The organism is Streptomyces sp. ID05-26A (assembly GCF_033794685.1).
GTDB lineage: Bacteria > Actinomycetota > Actinomycetes > Mycobacteriales > Pseudonocardiaceae > Lentzea.
The window spans coordinates 273,932-294,029 of record NZ_JARAYZ010000005.1; the positions used below are offsets into that span (position 1 = coordinate 273,932).

A 20,098-nucleotide genomic window follows, 5' to 3' on the forward strand; every position below is an offset into this window, starting at 1 on the left:
CCTCCTACGTACGCCGTACGTCGCAGGGAAGTTACTCCACGTCGTGTGGTCTCCGCCAGTGTCCTCGTCACGTGAGCCGCTGACCCGCGCCCGCATCGTGGAGGCGGCCGTGCGGTTGATCGAACACGAGGGTGTCGAGGCCGTCTCGATGCGGCGTCTCGCCGCCGAGCTGGGCGCGGGCACGATGTCGTTGTACAACCACGTGCCGAACAAGGCGGTGCTCGTCGACCTCGCGGCCGAGCGGCTCATGGCCGAGGCCCAGCCCTACGAGGTGGACAGCGACGACTGGCGCGACCACATCCGTGCGCACGCCCGCGCGGTGCGGGCGATGGCGCGCCGGCACCCCCGCGCGTTCGTGATGCTGGCGACGCGGAGGCTGAGCGGCGAGGCGGGGTTCCGGACGATCGAGGCGGCGCTGCTGAACTTCGACCGCGCGGGGTTCCGCGGCAGGATCGCCGTCGGGATGATGCGCGCGATGGTGTCGTACCTGCTGGGCACGTTGATGCGGGAGGTCGCGACCTCGCCCGAGCTCGGCGGGATCGCGTTGTCGCCGTACGGGGACGTGGATGTGACGGCGTTCCCGTTGTCCGCCGGGGTGATCGACGAGCTGGGCATCTACGACCACGATCACGAGTTCGAGTTCGGACTCGAACTCATGATCGCGGCGTTGGAGCGGTATCGGGACTAGGGGCGCATCTCGTACTGGCCGGAGAGCGCTTCCACCTGCTGCCACACGGCGTTGAAGCGGTCCTGGTCGGCGTGCGGCTTGCGGATCTGCCCGATCGCCCACTGCTGCTGGGCCTCGGTGCTGCTCGCCTTGCCGTGCAGGGCGGTCGCGTAGCCGGCGAAGTCGCGGACCAGGACGTCGAAGATCTGGTCGAGGACGCTGTCGTCCGTTCCGCTGATCTTCGCCTGCTCCAGGACCAGCTGGCCGTAGACGACCAGGGTGAAGAGGTGGCCGAGGTTCAGCAGGAAGTCGAGGTCCTTCTGCTGGGCCTCGTCCGGTGCCGCGGTGGCGAGGAGGGTCTTGATGGCGCTCGCCTGCTCGTGGAACAGCCGCACGTTGGGCAGGTGGGCGTGCTCGCGGTAGATCGGCTCCCAGTCGTGGAACTGGATCTTGCCGAGCCCGCGTGCGGGGCCCTGGTGCCAGAAGAAGTCGTCGTCCGTCGCGTCGTGGCGGGTCGGGACCTCGTCGTAGCTCTTCGGGTTGAAGAGGTAGTTCGGCATGAACTTGAGCACCAGGGCCAGGTTCACGTGCACGGTGCCCTCGAGCTTGGGCAGCGCGCGGATGTCGGCCGTGGCGCGGGTGAAGTAGGTGTCCTTCTCGAAGCCCTTGGCGGCGATGACGTCCCAGAGCAGGTCGATGACCTGCTCGCCCTCGCTCGTCACCTTCATCTTGGTGATGGGGTTGAAGAGGAGGTAGCGGCGGTCGTTCTCGTTGGCGCTGCGGAAGTAGTCGACGCTGCGGTCCGCGAAGAGCTTCATCGCGGTGAGTCGCGCGTAGGCGTCGACGAAGTTCTGGCGCACGTGCGGGAAGTCCGTGACCGGGTTGCCGTAGAGGATCCGGTTGTGGGCGTGGGTGATCGCCTCGTGGAACGAGTGCTCGCAGATGCCGATGCTGGCCGTGCAGAGGTTGAACTTGCCGACGTTGACGGTGTTGAGCGCGGCGGAGAAGGCGTCGGGGCCGCGGTGCAGGACGTCGGCGTCGGTGAGCGGGTACTCCTCGAGGCGGAACTCGCTGACGAACATCTGGCTGTCGACGACGTTCTTGACCAGGTGGAAGTTCTCGTGGCGGCTGTCGACGGCGAAGAAGACGTACTCGTCGGAGTCGGCGAGCTTGCCGAAGACGCTGACCATGCCGGCGACGTTGCCGTTGCCGATGTAGTACTTGCCGCCGGTGGCCGTGTAGCCGTTCTCGGTGGGCGTGACGATCATGTCGGTGCTGTAGACGTCGGCGCCGTGCTCCTTCTCGGAGAGGCCGAACGCGAAGACCGCGCCGCTGTCGAGGAGGGTGGCCGCCTTCTGCTTGGCCTCCTCGTTGCCGCTCATCCAGATCGGGCCGAGGCCGAGGACCGTGACCTGCCAGGCGTACCAGTACTGCAGGCCGTAGAAGCCGAGCACCTCGCTGAACGCGGCGTTGCGGGCGGCGTCCCAGCGCTTGGTGCCGTCGACGCTGCTCGGCGTGCAGAAGGTGGCGAAGAGCTTCTCCTGCTTCACGAAGTCGAGGAACTCCGTGTACCAGACCTTGTCCTGCGCGTCCGCGATGAGCTGCCGCTTGCCGCGGGCCTCGAACCAGTCGACGGTCGCCCTGAGCAGGCGGCGGGTCTCGTCGTCGAGGTGGGCCGGGTCGTAGTGGTTCGGGTCGAGCAGCACTGTGCGCCTCCTTGCGTCTCTGCGTTCGGACGCTACCAGTGAGTAACTTGTGGGTCTACGTGGGGTTTCCCTCCTGCCCAGAAATTGTCAGACCCCCGGCGTAACGTGCTCCGCATCACATCTCCCCGGCTTTTGGAGGTTGCGTTGCGATGACGGTGGTCCTGGCGATCGGTACGCGCAAGGGGCTGTGGCTGGCCCGCAGTGAGGACCGTGTCTCGTGGCAGGTCGACGGCCCGCACCACGCGATGCAGGAGGTGTACGCGGTCGCGTTCGACGCGCGTTCGGGCCTTCGTCTACTGGCGGGCGTGGCCTCACCGCACTTCGGCCCCGGTGTGTCCATCTCGGACGACCTCGGGGTGAGCTGGGAGGAGTCCTCCACGCCCCCGATCGCGTTCCCGGTGGACGACGCGGCCCTGGAGCGCGTCTGGCAGTTGCAGCCCGCCCCGGCCTCGCAGCCGGGCGTGGTGTGGGCGGGCACCCAGCCGTCGGCGCTGTTCAAGTCCACTGACGGCGGCCGCTCGTTCGAGTTCGTCGAGGGCCTCTGGAACCACCCGCACCGCCCGGAGTGGGAGGCGGGCTTCGGCGGCCAGGCCGTCCACACGATCGTGCCCGACCCGGTCGACCCGGACCGGATGCTGGTCGCGATGTCCACCGGCGGCGTCTACCGCACCGCCGACGGAGGCAAGTCCTGGGAAGCCCGCAACAAGGGCATCAAGGCGTACTTCTTCCCAGACCCGTGGCCGGAGTTCGGCCAGTGCGTCCACAAGGTCGCGCAACACCCGGCCTCTCCGTCGCGCTTCTACGCCCAGAACCACCACGGCGTCTACCGCAGCGACGACGGAGGCGACACCTGGCAGTCCATCGCCGACGGCCTCCCCACGGACTTCGGCTTCGCGATGGTCGTCCACCCCCACGACCCGGACACGATCTTCACGTTCCCGATCGAGGCCGACGGCCGCCGCTTCCCACCGGAAGGCAAGTGCCGCGTCTACCGCTCCCAGGACGCCGGCGCCACCTGGCAGGCCCTGAGCACAGGCCTGCCCGACGCCTTCTGGACAGCGGTGATGCGCGACGCCATGTGCACCGACAACGCCGAGGTCCCCGGCGTCTACTTCGGCTCCCGCTCGGGCGAGGTCTACGCCAGCCCGGACGAGGGCGAGACCTGGCACCGCGTGGCAGCCCACCTCCCGGACGTGATGTCGGTCCGAGCAGCGGTGATCCCGACGTGAAGGTCAAGGTCCTGATCCCAGGAGTCCTCCGCACGGCCACCGAGGGCGCGGCCCACCTGGACGTGGAGGTGCCGGACCCAGCCACCCTGGGAGCGGCCCTCGACGTCCTGGCAGACACCTACCCACTCCTGGACCGCCGCTTACGCGACGAGCGCGCCACCCTCCGCCGCTACGTGAACTTCTACGTCAACGGCGAGGAGTGCCGCCGCCTGGCGGGCCCGGCCACGCCGCTGCCGGCGGGCGCCGAGATCCAGATCCTGCCGAGCGTGGCCGGGGGCTGACGGCCGCCGCGGTGCCGGGCCGCGCCGACCGGGGATGGCGGCGCACCCCGGCACCGCGGCGATCAGCGTGCCGCGGCACGTCGGTGACCTGGCAGCGCGGGTGAAGCGGGTTGAACTGCCAGCCGGTCAGCCGCACGCGCCGGCCGACCCGCTTGAGCTCGCCTGCCAGCTCGCCGACCCGCCTGTTCGCCGACCCGCGTTCCCGCCGACCCGCCCGCCTGCCTGCCAGTCAGCCGTGCGAACCCGCCGATCCGCTTGCCCGCCGACCCGCCGACCCGCCTGCCGACCCCGCCTGCCGACCGACCGACCCGTCTGCCGACCGACCGACCCGTCTGCCGACCGACCGACCCGCCGGCCACCTTGCCCGCCGGCCACCTTGCCCGCCGGCCACCTTGCCCGCCGGCCACCTTGCCTGCCCGCCCGCCGCCTGCCACCCTTCAGCCCGGCCACTCCCTCACCCGCACCTGCCGGCCCACCGCACACTCCCTGCGCAAGCTGCCTCGCCACGTGCCCGCACGCCACCAGCGCCCACGCCGGGCCACCGGTCACACCACCAGGAGCGACTTGCCCAGGGTGGCGCGCTCTTCGAGCGACCGATGCGCCTTCTCCGCCTCCGCCAACGGATAGGTCGCACTGATCACCGGCCGGATCCGCCCCTGCGCGGCGAGCGAGAGCGCCTCCGTGAGCAGGTCCCGCACCACCGCCGGGTCGGGCGGACCGGCGGCCAGCACGTTGTCCACGTGCACTTGGCGCCGTGCCGCCTCCTCCGGATCGATGTCGGTCAACCCGTCCGAGGAGCCGTAGGTGACGAAGCGGCCGCCTGCGGACACCGCCTCGAACGTGGCCTTGCCGAGCGGTCCACCTGCGCCGTCGAAGGCGAGGCCGACGCCGCCGGTGGCTTCGCGGACCTGGTGTTGCCAGCCGTCGCGTGAGTAGTCGACGGTGAGTTCGGCGCCCAGTTCGCGGGTCAGTGCCAGCTTGTGTTCACCTCGGGCTGCGGCGATGACCCGTGCGCCGGCGTCGCGCAAGAGCTGTACCAGCACGGAGCCCGCGCCGCCCGCTGCTGCCGCGACCAGGACCCAGTCGCCCTTCTTGATCTCCGTTCGGCGGGCCAGCAGTAGCGCGGTGGCGCCGTCGTGCAGCATGGCCGCGGCCTTGCTCGAGCTCAGGGTGTCCGGGATCGGGACGATGTCCTCGGCCGGGAAGACGATCTGCTCGGCGTAGCCGCCGGCGCCTCGGGCGATGACGCGCCTGCCCCGCCAGGCCGGGTCCACGCCTTCCCCTGTGGAGAGCACGTGGCCCGCGCCTCCTCCACCGGGCACGTACGGAGGTGTCAGCGGGAAGTACTCGCCGCCCCAACCGCTGCGCAGCAACGTGTCGAGGAAGATCACGTCGGCTACTTCCAGGCTCACCACCACCTGTCCCGGGCCCGCCACCGGATCAGGGATCACCTCGTTGCGGAGCACCTCGGGTCCGCCGAACTCGTGCACTCGGATGGCACGCATCCCCACCACATCCCCCACCTCGAACGAACTGGTCGCGTCCCACCGTAAAAGCTCCAGTTTGGTGGAGATCAAGACCGTCAGCAGGAGGCGAAGTCGTCCAGCAGTGCCGAGGCGACCTCGACGTCGGGGCTGAGCTGGCGGTCGGACATGTCCGGGTTGAGCTTCGACTCGGCCGCCTCGAAGGCGGCGCGCAGCGACGGTGTTCCGGGGGTGATGCCGCGCAGCCGGAGGGCGCGGACAGCCGCCACGACCTCGCAGGCCAGGACCAGCCGGAACGCGGTCAGGGAGCGCAGGGCCTGGGACGCGGACTGGAACGCGAAACTCGAGTTCTCCTCCTGGCCGCGGGACACGACGGCGTTGCCGATGCTCGCGGGCTCGGCGAGGGTGCGGACCTCGGCCAGCGCGGAGTTGGCGCTGTACTCGAGGATCATCACGCCCGAGCTGCCGGGCACGCCCTCGGCGAGGAACGGGCGCAGACCGGTGAAGTTCGGTTCGACGAGGGTCGCGAGGCGGGCGGTCGAGATGTGGCCGGTGTGCAGCATCGAGAGCCTCAGCCGGTCGAGCGCCTGGCCCAGGTACGCGCTGTGGAAGGCGCCGTGGTGGTAGGCGGCGTCGTCCTCCGGCCCGAAGTGGTCGGCGACGATCAGCGGGTTCTCGGCGGCCGCGTTGAACTCGACGTCGAGGACTCGGGCCAGGTCGGTGGCGGCGTCGACGGCCGGGCCGTGGATCTGCGGGAAGCAGCGGTAGCCGAACGGGTCCTGGATGCGCGCGGCTGGGCGCGGGGGTTCGCCGATCAAGCGGCGCATCTCGGTGGCGACCGCGACCTGACCGGGGTGCGGGCGTCCCAGGTGGACTCGTTCGTCGTAGGCCTCGACGGCTCCGTCCACGGCGAGGAACGACAGCGCGGCGACCACCTGGGTGGCCTTCAGGAGCTGGTGCGCGTCCTGCCAGGCGAGACCGGCCATGCCGATGGTGAGGGCGTTGCTGCTGATCAACGCCAGCGCGTCGCCCGAGTCGAGTTCGATCGGGTCGGGGGTCTGGGTGGAGCCGAGCCAGTAGCGCTCGCCGAGCAGGGTCAGGCCGGTCTCGGCCAGCGCGGTGAGGTCGCCAGTGCCGATGGCGCCGTACTCGTGGACGCCGGGGTAGCAGCTGCTGTTGAGGGCCGCGAGCAGGGCGTCGGCCACGGCTCTGCGCACGCCGGCACCGCCCGCGAGGAGCTGGTTGAGGCGCACGACCATCATGGCGCGCACCTGTTCCTCGGGGAGCATGCCGCCGAGTCCGCCCGCATGGCTGCGCAGCAGGCGCAGACCGTGCTCGGCCCATCCCTCCGTGCTGATGATCTGGTCGCGGTTCGCTCCGACGCCGGTCGTACGGCCGTAGACCTGTCGTCGCACCACGAGACGCTGGCTGGCGCCCCACGACGCTTCGAGGCGTGCGAGGCCGTCAGCGTGGAGGGTCACCGGCGAGTGATACCGCGCGACGCGCACCACGTCGTCGGCGCTGAGCGACTGACCGTCCAGCACGACAGGGGAGTCTTCGACCATGGCACCAATGTGAGCACATAGGGTTCAAAGGTGCTCGTACTGCATGGCCTGTGCACGACCGATGGCGTCCTCGCGCTGTGGGCCGAGGATTCCGGGCTGCCCGCACGCAGCGAGAGCACCCGTCGGGACGCTCCGCATCCGTTCGCGGCGTCGGCCGAGTCACTGGCTGCCGCGCTCGGTCAAGAACCGCGCAAAACGACAACGCGGGCGTTGCTGCTGCCGTCCTTCTCTTCGGGGCCGATGGCCTCGCCCGAACTGGTGCGCGACCCGCTGACGGCGGGACGGGCACCGCGCGGCAAGGTGACGCTGCGGCAATGGGGCGTGTCCACGATCCGCCTCGACGGTGCTCCGGAACGCGGTGCCGAGGTGCGGCTGAGCGACTCCGCGCGGTTCGTGTTCGACGTGGCCGCGTTCGCCGCGGACCTGGTCGACCGCGGCCGCGTGCTGCCCTCGGTCGCGCCGGACCAGCCCGTCGCGCGGTGGGTGCCGGTGCTCTCTGGGACGGACTCGGCGCGATTCGCGGCGCTGCAGACCGCGATGCCGCCCGCCTGCCGGTGCGAGGAGATTGTCAGCGACCCGGCCGCACTAGTGCGCGCGGCGCTGACGACCGCGGTCGACGAGCAGGTGCGCGGTCGGCTGAACGGCACGGCGCTCGCCCCGCCGCGACGGGGCCGCGTGACGACGGCAGAGGCGTGGCTCGACGCACTCACCGGTGAGCCCGCGTTCGACGCGGATCCCGTCGAACTCTACGAACTGCGCGAGCAACTGGACCGCTGGCGCGACAGCGCGGGCAACGAGAGCCCCGTGCGCACCTGCTTCCGGCTGCGCTCGCCCGAGCAGCGCGACGAGGACGAGTGGGCGGTCGAGTTCCTGCTCCAGGCCGTCGACGAGCCGAGTGTTCTCGTTCCCGCGCAACAGGTCTGGTTCGCGGACGACGGCGTGCTGCGGCGGTGGATCCCCGCACCGCAGGAGCATCTGCTGGCTGACCTCGGCCGTGCGAGCAAGCTGCACCCCGACCTGGACGAGGCGTTGCGCGGCTCGCACCCCGCCGAGATGGAGGTCGACGCGGAGGGCGCGTACCGGTTCCTGACCGCCGCGCCCGTGCTGGCGCAGGCCGGGTTCGGCGTGCTGCTGCCGTCGTGGTGGCAGCAGACGACGAAGCTCGGCCTGAAGCTCACGACGAAGAGCCGCGGCACCGCCGGAACCGTCGCCAAGGAGAGCGAGATCGGCCTGAAGTCCATCGTGGACTACAAGTGGGAGCTCGCTCTCGGCGAGGACACGCTGACCGACGCCGAGCTCGCCGAACTGGCGAGGGCCAAGGTTCCGCTGGTCAAGGTGCGCGGCCAGTGGGTGCAGGTCGACCAGAAACGGCTCGCCGCGGGTCTCGCGTTCCTCAAACGCGGCGGTGGGCAGATGACCGCGGCCGAGGTAATGCTCCACAGTGGACTCACGGAGGAGGACGAGAGCCTCCCGCTCCCGCTGACGTCCGTCGAGGCCGACGGCTGGCTCGGCGACCTGTTGTCCGGCAAGGCCGACGAGCAGCTCGAACCCGTCGAGCCCCCGCAGAACTTCCTCGCGCAGCTGCGTCCGTACCAGCAGCGCGGCCTGGCGTGGCTCGCGTTCCTCGACAAGATCGGTCTGGGCGCGTGCCTGGCCGACGACATGGGCCTCGGCAAAACCGTTCAGCTGCTGGCGTTGGAGGCGTTGAACCGCTCGCACGGCGACAGGCCGCCCACGTTGCTGATCTGCCCGATGTCGGTCGTCGGCAACTGGCAGCGCGAAGCGGCGCGGTTCACGCCGGAACTGAAGGTGCACGTGCACCACGGCGCGGACCGCCTGAACGGCGACGCGTTGCGCGAAGCCGTGGAGAGCAACGACCTCGTGCTCACCACCTACGCACTGGCCGCGCGCGACGCCGACGCGTTGAGCGACCTCACCTTCGACCGCGTGGTGCTCGACGAGGCGCAGAACATCAAGAACAGCGCCACCCGCCAGTCCCAGGCCGTGCGGCAGCTCAAGGCACGCCACCGCGTCGCGCTGACCGGCACGCCCGTCGAGAACCGCCTCGCCGAACTCTGGTCGATCATGGACTTCGCCAACCCCGGCGTGCTCGGCAGCGTCAACACGTTCCGCGCCCGCTTCGCCGTCCCGGTGGAACGCCACAACGACCAGGACGCCGCCGCCCGCCTGCGCAAGATCACGAACCCGTTCGTGCTGCGCCGCGTGAAGACCGACCCGCGCATCATCAGCGACCTGCCCGACAAGGTCGAGATGCGTCAGCTCTGCAACCTCACCACCGAGCAGGCCTCGCTCTACCAGGCCGTCGTCAACGACATGCTGGAGAGGATCGAGGAAGCGGAGGAGGGCATCGGTCGCAAGGGCCTCGTGCTCGCGACCATGTCGAAGCTCAAGCAGGTCTGCAACCACCCGGCCCACTTCCTCAGCGACGGTTCTCGTGTCGCCGGCCGCTCCGGCAAGCTCGCGCGCCTCGAAGAGGTCCTCGAGGAAGTGCTCGCCGAGGGCGACAAGGCGTTGTGCTTCACGCAGTTCACCGAGTTCGGCAGCATGCTCGTGCCGTACCTGGCCGCGCGCTTCGACACCGAGGTGATGTTCCTGCACGGCGGCACCAGCAAGGCGGCCCGCGACCGCATGGTCGAGCGCTTCCAGGACAGCAAGGGACCGTCGCTGTTCCTGTTGTCGCTCAAGGCAGGCGGCACCGGCCTCAACCTCACCGCCGCCAACCACGTGATCCACCTGGACCGCTGGTGGAACCCGGCGGTCGAGGACCAGGCGACCGACCGCGCGTTCCGGATCGGCCAGCGCCGCAACGTGCAGGTGCGCAAGTTCGTCTGCATCGGCACGCTGGAGGAACGCATCGACACCATGATCGAGGAGAAGCGCGCCCTCGCCCAGCTGGTGGTCGGTGCCGGCGAGAACTGGCTCACCGAACTGTCCACCGCGCAGCTGCGCGACCTGCTGACGTTGTCCGGGGAGGCCATCGGTGAGTGAGCACTGGTCCGGCGAACGCTCCCGTTACGGCAAGACCATCAAGGTGGACAACGGCATCAAGGCGGTGAGCAAGCGCGGCGACATCGGCGCCACCTGGTGGTCGCGTCGGTTCATCGAGGTGCTGGAGTCGTTCGGCATGGGCGGTCGGCTGACCCGCGGCCGCACCTACGCGCGGCAGGGCCAGGTGCTGTCGTTGTCGCTGTCCACGAGCATGGTGATCGCGCTGGTGCAAGGCTCGCGCCCCACGCCGTACAAGACGCGGATCGCCATCAAGTCGTTCACGGGCCAGGAGTGGCAGCGCATCGAGCACGCGCTGGCCGGCAAAGCCCTGTACGCCGCCAAACTGCTCGCCGGCGAGATGCCTTCGGACATCGAGACGCTGTTCGCCTCGCTGGGACTGCAGCTCTTCCCCGCGACGCAGCGCGAGTTGACGATGGACTGCAGCTGCCCGGACTGGGAGGTGCCGTGCAAGCACCTCGCCGCGACCTGTTACCTCCTCGCCGAGTCGTTCGACAAAGACCCGTTCGAGATCCTCGCCTGGCGTGGCCGCAGCCGTGAGGACCTGCTGGAACGCCTCCGCATGCTGCGCGGTACGACGCGCGCCGCCGTGGTCCGCGAGGAGGCACCGCCGTTGACGAGGTGCCTGGACACCTTCTGGCAGAAGCAGACCACGTCGACCCTCAGCTTCGGCGACCCCACGGCCGTGGTGCGGACGGACGCGGTGCTCGACCAGCTCGACGGCGTGCCCATCACCGTGGGCCGGACGTCGCTGGCCGAGGTGCTGCGCCCGGCCTACCTGTCGTTGAAGCCCGCCGACTGAGCCGGGCAGGGGTGCCGCCCCAGCGGATCCGGCTGAGGATTGGGAACACCGACTCGCCCGCCTTGGGAGCGGGTGGTTGGGCCTGTGCTTGGAGAGCTGCGGTGCTGGGGAACGAGGACAGTGCTGGGGGTGGGCCTCCTTTACGGCAGGTTCGCTTGGCCGTTCGGCCCCGTTCGGCCCGTTCGGCCCGTTCGGCCCGTTCGGCCCGTTCGGCCCGTCGGGTGTGGGCGAGGTTGTGCCTCGATGACCGGACATGGGGTCCCGCAGGCATGGTCGGCGGCCGCCCGACCCGTCGAGGAACGGAACGAGTGGGTGCGTGGGCTGCCGTTTTCGTGAGGATTCGGGGTGGATGAGCGTGTCGACGGCCACCGGATCCGTTGGGGCGCTGGGGTTCGGGCGCGGTTGAGCGCGCGAGGCAACGTGACTTGGATCGGTGAACAGTGGCGGGTCGGCCTCAATCGCCGGTGTGGTGCGGCAGCGAAACGAGTCGCTGCCCGCGGTGGTGGCCGCCGGACCCGTTGGGTGCCGAGCGGTCCGGGCGCGGTGGCTTGGGTGCGCTCGGAGGGCTGGCGGGCTCGGGTCGGCGGCGGGGTGCTCCGCGGTGGGGTCAGTGCGGGAGTTTCTGCTTGGAGCGGTTGGCCAGGAGGGTCACGCCGGCGCCGGCGAGGCCTACCTGGAGAGCCAGTTCGATCCAGTCGATGCCTGAGGTGTCGGCCACGCCCAGGACTGTGGCTGCCGCGGTGCCCACGAGGGCGGCTGCGATGCCCACGAGGATGGTCGCCAGCAGTGAGATGTGTTGCCTGCCCGGGATCACCATGCGGCCCAGGCCGCCGATGACGGCTCCGAAGAGCAGTGCGGTGAACAAGCCGCCGATTTCCACTGGGTGCCCCCTGAGACTCTGGTGTGTGCTACTCCAGGATCTGCTGGGCTCGGGACGTGCGAATCAGGTCTTTCCCTGAGTGGGCCCTGACTTTCCCCCTAGCAGCACGGCGGCTGTCTCGGACAGTTCGCGGCCCGGTACGTCCGGATCGCAGCCCACCCGCGCCAGCCGGGCCCGGATGGCGGTGGGGGAGCGTTCCATCTCGTCGGCCAGGGCCCTGATCAGTGCCGGCGAGTCGTGGACAGTTGGCGTCAGCCAGGCGGTGCGCAGGTCGGCGTCGAGCGCTTCGGTCCAGGGCTGGTTGGCGTTCGCGTGGCGGGCCGGGCGGGAGCGCAGGCGCGTGTGAGCGCTCAGGACTCGCGCGAGGAGCTTGCCGATCGTGACGCCGCCCTCTACCGGCAGGCGGAGGCGACCGTCCGCGATCACCTCGCCCGACTCGAGTGAGCCGAGCAGGTCGAGCACCATCGATTCGTCGGAGTCGGTCGTCGCGCTCAGCCGGTAGTGGACCTCGCCGAGCTTGATCTCGTTGTGGAAGGTGGATGTCATGGGATGGACGTTAGGGAGGGGGTCTGACGGTTTTTCCGGGTTGGCGGCCTGGAGGACGTTGTGATGCGGGGAGTTCACTCGAAGGGGTGGCCCTGCCGAGGTGTCCAGGGGCTAGCCCGAGGTGACGGCGCTCCGGCCCGTGCCGATGTCGGCCTTGTCCGCGGCCCTGCGGCCCGCACCCCACCCGGCGGCCGAACGCACCGTCACGCGGGAGGTCTTCGTGCGCGTGAACATCTCCTCGAACAACGTGTCCACGGCCTTCTTGCGGTCCGCCAGCACCGGCAGCAACCGCTCGTCCGACACGATGGGGTCGTCCGGCGGAACGGGCACGGCGGCCATGGCCTCCAGCCGCTCCCCGATCCGCGACGCGTAGGCCACCAGGAACGACTTCCGGAACGGCCGTGAGCGTGCCTCGCTGCCCTTGCCGGCCTTTCCGCCGATGGCGACCATCGCCCGTGTCGCCTGCACGAGCAGAGACGTCGACAGCAGCTCCACGCTCTCCAGGTCCACCTCGTCACCCACCAGCGCGACGAACCCGAACCCGTCGTAGGCCACCGCACGCGACCGGAACGCCTCCGACACGACGTGCACGAGCTGCGCCTTCTCCTTGAAGTAGCTCTTGTCGAGCCACAGCCGCCGCGACGTCGCCTCGGCCGGCAGGTCCGCGTCGAGCATCGCCCGCTCCAGCGCGTGCCGGTTCATCAGCTCCTGCGCCTTGGCCGACAGCGCCTCCGCCTCCTCGGGGAACGCCGTCGACTCGGCCTTCGCCAGCAGGCCCCGCACGCGGTTGAGCACCTTCGGGTCCAGGCCCGCGCGCACGGCCGCCATCAGCACGTCGCCCGGCAACGGCAGGATCTGCGGCACCGACGGCATCCGCCCGAGGAACTTCAGCAGGTCGGCGGCCGTGCGGTTCGCATACGACAGCGTCTCGATGTGCCGCGTCGCCCACGCCTCCAGCAACGGTCCCTCCCACCACACGGAGGCGCCGATCTCGTCCAGCTGTCCCTTCCACCGCGGATGCACCGTCTCCGGGGCATGCGGCGAACAGGACAAAGCGATCACGTCCACCACGAGAGAGACGGCCGACTCATCGAGCGATCGCGCCACCATCTCGCGCACGTCGTACGGCAGCCAGCCGCGCTGCCAGAGCGCGTCGACCGCTTTCACCAGTTCCACGCCACGCAGTATGAGACGTCCGCCATGTGCACAGGTCGGGGACCACCTGGTAGACACGGGATGTGATCGAGCTCCAGTTCCGCGGCCGGACCGTAGTCCGTGAGCACGCGCTGGTGATGGCGATCATCAACCGCACCCCCGACTCGTTCTACGACAAGGGCGCCACCTACGCCGAGGACGTGGCCATGGAGGCCGTGCACCGCGTCGTGGACGAGGGCGCGGACATCGTGGACATCGGCGGTGTGAAGGCCGGTCCGGGTGACCTGGTCGACTCCGGCGAGGAGGTGCGCCGCGTCGTGCCGTTCATCGCCCGCGTGCGTGACGCCTACCCGGAGCTGATCATCAGCAGCGACACCTGGCGCGCGGACGTCGGCCGGCTCGTCTGCGAGGCCGGTGCCGACCTGCTCAACGACACGTGGGCGGGCGCGGACCCGCAGCTGGCCGAGGTCGCCGCGGAGTACGGCGCCGGCTACGTCTGCTCGCACACGGGCGGTGCGGTGCCGCGCACGCGTCCGCATAGGGTTAGTTACCCGAACCTCGTCGCGGACGTCATCGCGGAGACGACGACGCGCGCGGAGAGGGTGGTCGCACTCGGTGTGCCTCGCAAGAGCGTGCTGATCGACCCCACACACGACTTCGGCAAGAACACATGGCACAGCCTCGCGCTGGTGCGGCACACGGACGAGCTGGTGGCGACCGGGTGGCCGGTGCTGATGGCTCTGTCCAACAAGGACTTCGTCGGGGAGACCCTCGGCGTGGAACTGCACGAGCGCGTCGAAGGCACGCTCGTGGCAACCGCGATCGCGGCGTTGGCGGGCGCCGCGGTCTTTCGTGCGCACGAGGTCGCGCGCACCAGACGAGTACTCGAGTCCGTCGCTCGACTCTGAGCTGGAGGTATCAGGTGGACGACGTCTTCGCCCGGTTTTCGGATGACCGGTGGGACGACTTCCTCGACGAACTCGACAAGATCCGCGTGAGCGTGGTGGATCCCGCGGAACGGCAGCAGATGAAGGCGACCGCGCGCCGTGACGCACGAGAAGCAGGCACTCAGCCGTTGCTCGTGCGGATGGCCCTCGCGGACCACTACCTGAACCTGCTCGCCATCGGCGTGTGGGCGGGCGACGAGAGCTGGCGTGCCGATCTGAGGGACCTGGTCGTCTCTCTCGTGCCCGAGGACGACGAGACGCGGGACGACGCCCTGCTGAGCTCCGTCATCGCCGTGGTGCTCGCACAGCTGCTGCAGGACGCACGGCTGCGCGGGGGTTCCGAGGCCGACGTCATCGCACGGTCGGCGTGGGAGAAGGCCCAGGAGTGGGCGGCCTACGCGGAGGACCGTCACGTGGAACGGCTCCTGCAGCACTCCACGGAAGCCGGTGCGCGCGTCGTGACGGCCTCGGAGGTGCAGGAGGTCGTAGAGCTCGCCACAGCCGCAGCGGACGACCAGCACGCCGAGACGATCGCAGCGCTGGAGACGGAAGGCTTCACCGCCGAGTTCATGAACGGCGTGTGGGTCGTGGAGGGCGAGTTCCGCAACGCGGTGAGGGCTGCCGCGCGCGCGATCACGCTCACGGGCCATGGTTGCGTCCTCGCGCGCAACATCCGGTCGTCCGCCGTGATGCTGTGGCAGGACAACACGCTCGCGATGGCCGACTCGAAGGTGCCGCGCTGGCGCATCTACCCGATCCTGGCCCCCGTTACGCCGCAATCGAAGTTTTCCGGCGGTGAAGGCCTGCCGTTCACCCGCGAGACACACCCGTTGGCACCCGCTCCGGAAGTCGTGCGCCGGTTGGCGGACGCCGTTGGTGTCAACGTGTCCCATCTGCTGGCGGCATTGCGGTGAAAGGGTGATCTTTGACTTTCCGCAACCTCGACTCGTTATCTTGGTGTCATGCCCAGATTTGCCGAGTTCGATGTGGAAGGCCTGCGTAAATCCAGCGCCGTAGCGGACTTTCCCTGGTCAGAGACGTGGGTCACGTTGATCCGCGTCGATGCCAAGGGAGTTGTCCGGCAAGCCAAGTCGTTGACGGAGAAAGTTTCTTTGCTGACGGTTGCGTCGGACAAGGACCTCGTCATCGCGTCCTGTCCCGAGATTTACGCGGTCGACGACCTGTCGGCCGCCCGTGCCGCCGTCAGGGCTTCGGTCGCACGCGAAATGATCCCAAGCCTCGGATGAATGACTCCCTCCACTCGGGCTCAGCGGCGAGCGCGAGTTCCGGGAATCGTCGAAGGAGTGTTCCGAACGCGATCTCACCCTCGATGCGAGCCAGCCGCGCCCCCACGCAGTAGTGGATCCCGTGACCGAACGCGACGTGTGGGTCCCGGCCCAGCTGCAGCACGTCCGGCTCGGAATACCGGGACGGATCCCGGTTCGCCGCTCCTAGTGAGACGATGACCTGCGAAGATCGCGGAATCGTGACCCCTCCGATCACCACGTCGGATGCGGCGACACGACTCACCCCCAGTGCCAGCGGCCCGTCGAGGCGCAGGAACTCCTCGACGGCCTCCGGGATCATGAGTGGATCGTCCGCCAGCGCCCGCTTCAGGCCGGGATCGCGGAGCAGGGCAAGCAGACCGTTGCCGATGAGCTGCACGGTCGTCTCGTGGCCCGCTGTGATGAGCAACACAAGGTTCATCACGAGGTTCGGTTCGTCCCTGAGCTCGGTGATGACGTCGTCACCGGGCTTCTTCGTCGCCACGAGCCGCTCGACGTACGCGGCGAACCTGCCGAAGGCCTCGGCCATGGTCGCGGGTGAGACCAGCTCGGAGGACAGCTTCCGGATCTCGTCCCTGTCCTCTTCGGGCACACCTAGGAGTTCACAGATGACGGTGATCGGAAGCGGATAGGCGAACGTCTCGATGACGTCCACCTCCTCCGCGCCCTGCCACGCCTCGAGCAGCTCGTTGGCGATCTCCTCGACGCGCGGCCGTAGCGCTTCCATGCGTCGTGTGGAGAACGCACGCGCGATGGGCTTGCGTAACTGCGTGTGCTCCGGCGCGTCCGTGTGGTTGAGCATGCCGCCGGGGATGATGGCGCTGCTGAGGCCGGGGTGGCCGAGCGCCTGGACGACGTCGTAGTAGCGGCTGATCATCCACGACCTCTGGCCGTCCGGGGTCTCGACCAGCGCGGGCCCCTGAGTGCGCCACTCGTCGAAGTACGGGGTCGGATCCGTGTAGAAGCTCATGCCGTCATCGTGGTGTTCGCGCTGCTCAGAGGCATGAGTGAGGCATCACCCATCTTCGCGGCGCCGATCACCTAGCCTGACGGCATGGGGTGGCCGTTCGTGGGGAGGGACGCCGAGCTCACCGCGGTCCAGCGTGCGGTGCGCGGGGTCGGGCTGATCGTGGCGGGCCCTGCGGGCGTGGGCAAGACACGGCTGTTGGACGAGGTCGAGTGCGACGTCCGGTTGCGTGCCACGGCGGCGATGTCGGAGATTCCACTCGGCGTGATGGCGCCCTTCTTGCCGTCGGTCGATCCCTCGCCGTTGGCGATGCTGACCGCCGCACGGGTCGCGTTGCGCGGTCGCGTCGCAGTCGTCGACGACGTTCACCTGCTCGACGACGCGTCGGCCGGCCTGCTGCACCAGCTCGTCCAGCACCGGGAAGCCGTTGTGGTGGCGACGCTGCGTTCGGGCGAACGCGCGCCCGAGCCGGTGGTGGCGCTCTGGAAGGACGAACTGCTTCCGCGCATCGAACTCGAGCCGCTCGGACGCGCGGCGGTGGTCGAGGTGCTGGAGACCGTGCTCGGCGGTGTGCTGGAGAGCGCGACGGCCGATCGGCTGTGGACGGCGTCTGCCGGAAACATGTTGCTGCTGCGAGAGATGCACTTTGCCGCGCGGTGGGTGTCGCACGACGGTGTGTGGTCGTTGGACGGTCCACTGCCGTTGTCGTCTCGGCTGGTGGAACTGATCGAGGCGCACCTTGCCGCCGTGCCCGCCGAGGAACGCCGTGTGCTGGAGCTGCTCGCGTTCGGTGAGCCGCTGGACCTGGCCGCGTCGGAGGCGTTGGACGGGCTCGTGATCGTGACCGGCGAGGGACTGCGGCTCGGGCATCCGCTGTACGGCGAGGTGTTGCGCGCGCAGTGCCCTCCTCTGCGCAAGCGCAACCATCAGCGGTATCTGGCTTCCGTGCTCGACGATCCGTTGCGAGTGGCGGTGTTGCGGCTCGACAGCGGTACGGCAGACGACCCCGAGTTGTTGTTGAAGGCCGCGAATCTCGCCAGTGCAACGGGTGGTGTCGTTCTCGCGGAACGACTCGCACGCGCCGCATGGTCGATCGGCGGCGGAGTGGAGGCTGCACGGCTGCTGGCCCAGGTGCTGCTGTTCACCGATCGTCCGGTGGAGGCCGAAGAGGTCTTCGCGATGATCGCCACCGACGACGACTCGGTCGAGCAGCGCACGATGCGCGCCCTGAACCTGGGCTGGGGCCTGGGGCGCCAGGAGGAAGCAGCGGCGATGCTGGAGGACGACCTCGCGCGGGCCGTGCTCCTGTTCCACGCGGGCAAGTACGACGAGGTCCGCGCGTTGCTCTCCTACGCCGAACCCGCCGAAGCCGCGGTCCTCGCGATGGTCGACGTGGTGCAGGGACGGTACGTGGGCCCGTTCCCGGTCGTCCCGCCGAACCCGGAGGCCGGGCTGGGCGCGGAGACCACGGTGTTCGCCGAGGCGTTCGTGCACGCCACGCACGGCGACCTGGCGCGAGCGGAAAGCCTTGCCCTGCACGCGCATCAGGAGAAGGCCGAGTGGGACTCGATGCGGTCGACCTGGGCGGTGTCGCTGGCCGGGATGGCGATCGCCGGCGGGCGGCTGAGGGAGGCGCGGAGGCTGTTGCGGGAGGCGCGGCCCGCGCAGCCGTTCGTCCGGTTGTGCCTGCTCGCGCAGGTGGAGGCATTGCTGGGCAACGACGGGCGCTCGATGCTCGCCGAGGCGGAAGAGCTGGTGCCGCAGGGCATGCGGCCGTACCTCTTCGGGTTGTGGATGGCCCGGATCTGGGCCGGTGGTGTGTCGCCCTTCGACGCAGTCGCCGACGTGCGCGCGTACGAGGAACACGCCGCAGAGGCGATGCTTCTGCACGAGGCCGTGCGTCTCGGCCACGCCTCCGATGCTCTTGAACGGTTGCGGGAGCTCGCCGCCACCACGACCGGACTGCTTGTCCCGGTGTACGCCGCGCACGCGGAGGCGTTGGTGCACAACGACTCGAAGGCGCTGGAAGAGGTGGCCGCGCGGTTCGAGGAGGCCGGGTACGTGCTGTTCGCCGCCGAAGCCGCCGCCGCATCGGGCAACCGCGCGCTGGCCACCCGGTTGATCGGTCTGTGCGAGGGCGCGCGAACGCCCGCGCTGGCACAGCTGACGTTGGAACCGCTCACTCGCCGCGAGAGAGAAGTCGCCGTGCTGGCCGCACGGGGCCTCACGAACAAGGAGATCGCCGAGACACTGGTGATCTCGGTGCGGACCGTCGACAACCACCTGTCGAGCACGTACGCGAAGCTCGGCATCACGACCCGCCGCGACCTCGCGTTGGTCCTTACGGATGACCTCGGCGGCCGGGGATAACACTCGGCACGGGTCTGGACGACAGGCCCGGCATGAGCAACGGTTACGCGGTCGTAGACGTTGAGACCACCGGGCTTTCGCCAGGTCAGCACCACCGGGTGATCGAGGTCGCCGTCGTGCACCTCGACGCGTCCGGCCGCCGGACCGACGAGTGGTGCACGCTCGTCAACCCGCGCCGTGACCTCGGCGCCCAGCACGTGCACGGCATCAGCGCGGCCGACGCCCGGCGCGCACCCGAGTTCGCCGGAGTCGCCGGTGAACTCGCCGCGAGGCTGTCGGGACGGGTGCTCGTCGCGCACAACCTGTCGTTCGACCTGCGGTTCCTCCAGGCCGAGTTCGCACGGCTCGGCCACGAACTCTCCGCGACGACAGGCCTGTGCACGATGGACCTCGCAGGCCGCTACCTCGGCGCATCATCGCGTTCGCTCGCCGCGTGCTGTGAGGTCGCCGGCATCCCGATGGGCACCGCACATTCCGCACTGCACGACGCGCGCGCGTCTGCGGGACTGCTCGCACGCTGCTTGGACCGCATCGGGCACGTGGAGCCCGTGCAACTCGCGGTGCCGCGCACTGTCAACGCATTCGCCGTGCAACGCAGCCACGCGCACGGAGCCGAACAGCACTTCCTGGCGAAGCTCGTCCGGCTGCTGCCCCGCGTGGAGACGTTTTCGGGCGACGAGTACCTCGACGTGCTCGACCGCGCGTTGGTCGACCGGCACCTGTCGTTGGCGGAGCAGGAAGAGCTGCTCGAGGTGGCGCGATCGCTCGACCTCGGCCTGCCGCAGGTGATGGAGCTGCACCGCGGCTACCTCGCCGCCCTGGCCGACGCCGCCTGGGAGGACGGTCGCGTGACCGCCGACGAGGAGGCCGACCTGCGGCTGGTCGCGTCGTTGCTCGGCGTGGAGGTCGCCGGTGCGCTGCGCAGGCCGGTCCGGCTGTCGCTGGGCGACCTCGTGGTGTTCACCGGCGAGATGCGCGAGGGCCGTGACGTGTGGGAGAGCCGCGCGCTGTCCGCCGGGCTCACGGTGAAGGCGGGCGTGACGAAGAAGACCGCGGTGGTGATCGCGGCGGACCCGGACTCCATGTCGGGCAAGGCGGACAAGGCGCGGACGTACGGGATCCCGATCGTGTCCGAGGATCTGTTCGCCGGGTTGCTCGGGCAGTTGAGCGGGTCGGCGTGAGCGCC

Annotated in this window: 17 protein-coding genes; 10 read left to right on the top strand and 7 right to left on the bottom strand. The window is 69.7% G+C overall.

Annotated elements, in window-relative coordinates; all coding sequences use genetic code 11:
- Positions 1–58 precede the first annotated feature (58 nt).
- A complete protein-coding gene (locus PV646_RS36010) occupies positions 59–688 on the top strand; it encodes a TetR/AcrR family transcriptional regulator (RefSeq protein WP_500346775.1) in 630 nt (209 codons plus the stop codon).
- Here PV646_RS36010 and PV646_RS36015 read toward each other — a convergent pair.
- Positions 685–2,373 carry an acyl-CoA dehydrogenase family protein gene (locus tag PV646_RS36015; protein WP_500346776.1) on the bottom strand — a complete coding sequence of 563 codons (1,689 nt, stop codon included), beginning with the start codon at positions 2,371–2,373 and terminating at the stop codon, positions 685–687. The two genes, PV646_RS36010 and PV646_RS36015, sit on opposite strands and share 4 nt — an antisense overlap.
- 149 nt (positions 2,374–2,522) lie before the next feature.
- Between PV646_RS36015 and PV646_RS36020 the strand changes: the two genes are divergently transcribed.
- Both PV646_RS36020 and PV646_RS36025 read left to right on the top strand, forming a co-directional pair.
- Positions 2,523–3,602 (top strand): WD40/YVTN/BNR-like repeat-containing protein, encoded by a 1,080-nt coding sequence (locus tag PV646_RS36020; RefSeq protein WP_500346777.1) that lies wholly within the window; start codon positions 2,523–2,525, stop codon positions 3,600–3,602.
- Entirely contained in the window at positions 3,599–3,883 is a 285-nt protein-coding gene (locus PV646_RS36025) for a MoaD/ThiS family protein (protein ID WP_500346778.1), read from the top strand. Before PV646_RS36020 ends, PV646_RS36025 begins: the two co-directional genes overlap by 4 nt.
- A 545-nt stretch (positions 3,884–4,428) precedes the next feature.
- Here PV646_RS36025 and PV646_RS36030 read toward each other — a convergent pair.
- Both PV646_RS36030 and PV646_RS36035 read right to left on the bottom strand, forming a co-directional pair.
- Positions 4,429–5,388 carry a zinc-binding dehydrogenase gene (locus tag PV646_RS36030; RefSeq protein WP_500346779.1) on the bottom strand — a complete coding sequence of 320 codons (960 nt, stop codon included), beginning with the start codon at positions 5,386–5,388 and terminating at the stop codon, positions 4,429–4,431.
- A gap of 77 nt (positions 5,389–5,465) precedes the next feature.
- Complete coding sequence (locus tag PV646_RS36035) at positions 5,466–6,932, bottom strand: aromatic amino acid ammonia-lyase (protein WP_500346780.1); 1,467 nt, start codon at positions 6,930–6,932, stop codon at positions 5,466–5,468.
- A 30-nt stretch (positions 6,933–6,962) separates the two neighbouring features.
- Between PV646_RS36035 and PV646_RS36040 the strand changes: the two genes are divergently transcribed.
- Both PV646_RS36040 and PV646_RS36045 read left to right on the top strand, forming a co-directional pair.
- On the top strand, positions 6,963–9,941 hold the full coding sequence (locus PV646_RS36040; RefSeq protein ID WP_500346781.1) for a DEAD/DEAH box helicase: 2,979 nt from the start codon (positions 6,963–6,965) through the stop codon (positions 9,939–9,941).
- Positions 9,934–10,761 (top strand): SWIM zinc finger family protein, encoded by an 828-nt coding sequence (locus tag PV646_RS36045; RefSeq protein WP_500346782.1) that lies wholly within the window; start codon positions 9,934–9,936, stop codon positions 10,759–10,761. Before PV646_RS36040 ends, PV646_RS36045 begins: the two co-directional genes overlap by 8 nt.
- Positions 10,762–11,368: 607 nt before the next feature.
- Here PV646_RS36045 and PV646_RS36050 read toward each other — a convergent pair.
- The 3 genes from PV646_RS36050 to PV646_RS36060 all read right to left on the bottom strand — a co-directional run bounded on the left by PV646_RS36050 (position 11,369) and on the right by PV646_RS36060 (position 13,363).
- Positions 11,369–11,641: a GlsB/YeaQ/YmgE family stress response membrane protein gene (locus PV646_RS36050; RefSeq protein WP_500346783.1), complete on the bottom strand. Its 273-nt coding sequence runs from the start codon at positions 11,639–11,641 to the stop codon at positions 11,369–11,371.
- Between the two features lie 63 nt (positions 11,642–11,704).
- On the bottom strand, positions 11,705–12,187 hold the full coding sequence (locus PV646_RS36055) for a hypothetical protein (protein WP_500346784.1): 483 nt from the start codon (positions 12,185–12,187) through the stop codon (positions 11,705–11,707).
- 111 nt (positions 12,188–12,298) lie between these two features.
- Positions 12,299–13,363 (bottom strand): DUF2786 domain-containing protein, encoded by a 1,065-nt coding sequence (locus PV646_RS36060; RefSeq protein ID WP_500346785.1) that lies wholly within the window; start codon positions 13,361–13,363, stop codon positions 12,299–12,301.
- A 116-nt stretch (positions 13,364–13,479) separates the two neighbouring features.
- Between PV646_RS36060 and folP the strand changes: the two genes are divergently transcribed.
- The 3 genes from folP to PV646_RS36075 are packed head-to-tail and all read left to right on the top strand — an operon-like array spanning position 13,480 to position 15,536.
- Positions 13,480–14,250, top strand: a complete 771-nt coding sequence (folP, locus tag PV646_RS36065; RefSeq protein ID WP_500347070.1) for a dihydropteroate synthase — start codon at positions 13,480–13,482, stop codon at positions 14,248–14,250.
- A gap of 14 nt (positions 14,251–14,264) precedes the next feature.
- Complete coding sequence (locus PV646_RS36070; RefSeq protein ID WP_500346786.1) at positions 14,265–15,203, top strand: hypothetical protein; 939 nt, start codon at positions 14,265–14,267, stop codon at positions 15,201–15,203.
- Positions 15,204–15,251: 48 nt separating this feature from the next.
- On the top strand, positions 15,252–15,536 hold the full coding sequence (locus PV646_RS36075) for a hypothetical protein (RefSeq protein WP_084401906.1): 285 nt from the start codon (positions 15,252–15,254) through the stop codon (positions 15,534–15,536).
- Here the strand turns inward: PV646_RS36075 and PV646_RS36080 are convergent.
- Positions 15,493–16,545 carry a cytochrome P450 family protein gene (locus PV646_RS36080; protein WP_500346787.1) on the bottom strand — a complete coding sequence of 351 codons (1,053 nt, stop codon included), beginning with the start codon at positions 16,543–16,545 and terminating at the stop codon, positions 15,493–15,495. The two genes, PV646_RS36075 and PV646_RS36080, sit on opposite strands and share 44 nt — an antisense overlap.
- 84 nt (positions 16,546–16,629) lie before the next feature.
- Between PV646_RS36080 and PV646_RS36085 the strand changes: the two genes are divergently transcribed.
- On the top strand, positions 16,630–18,912 hold the full coding sequence (locus tag PV646_RS36085; RefSeq protein WP_500346788.1) for a LuxR C-terminal-related transcriptional regulator: 2,283 nt from the start codon (positions 16,630–16,632) through the stop codon (positions 18,910–18,912).
- 32 nt (positions 18,913–18,944) lie between these two features.
- Positions 18,945–20,093: an exonuclease domain-containing protein gene (locus PV646_RS36090; RefSeq protein WP_500346789.1), complete on the top strand. Its 1,149-nt coding sequence runs from the start codon at positions 18,945–18,947 to the stop codon at positions 20,091–20,093.
- The last annotated feature ends 5 nt before the right edge of the window (positions 20,094–20,098 follow it).

What these genes read in the sequence shown, in the direction of transcription:
- PV646_RS36090 (WP_500346789.1), top strand. Translation starts at nt 18,945, where the DNA reads ATGAGCAACGGTTACGCGGTCGTAGACGTTGAGACCACCGGGCTTTCG.
- PV646_RS36080 (WP_500346787.1), bottom strand. Translation starts at nt 16,545, where the DNA reads ATGAGCTTCTACACGGATCCGACCCCGTACTTCGACGAGTGGCGCACT.
- PV646_RS36075 (WP_084401906.1), top strand. Translation starts at nt 15,252, where the DNA reads ATGCCCAGATTTGCCGAGTTCGATGTGGAAGGCCTGCGTAAATCCAGC.
- PV646_RS36085 (WP_500346788.1), top strand. Translation starts at nt 16,630, where the DNA reads ATGGGGTGGCCGTTCGTGGGGAGGGACGCCGAGCTCACCGCGGTCCAG.
- PV646_RS36020 (WP_500346777.1), top strand. Translation starts at nt 2,523, where the DNA reads ATGACGGTGGTCCTGGCGATCGGTACGCGCAAGGGGCTGTGGCTGGCC.
- PV646_RS36055 (WP_500346784.1), bottom strand. Translation starts at nt 12,187, where the DNA reads ATGACATCCACCTTCCACAACGAGATCAAGCTCGGCGAGGTCCACTAC.
- PV646_RS36030 (WP_500346779.1), bottom strand. Translation starts at nt 5,388, where the DNA reads ATGCGTGCCATCCGAGTGCACGAGTTCGGCGGACCCGAGGTGCTCCGC.
- folP (WP_500347070.1), top strand. Translation starts at nt 13,480, where the DNA reads ATGGCGATCATCAACCGCACCCCCGACTCGTTCTACGACAAGGGCGCC.
- PV646_RS36035 (WP_500346780.1), bottom strand. Translation starts at nt 6,932, where the DNA reads ATGGTCGAAGACTCCCCTGTCGTGCTGGACGGTCAGTCGCTCAGCGCC.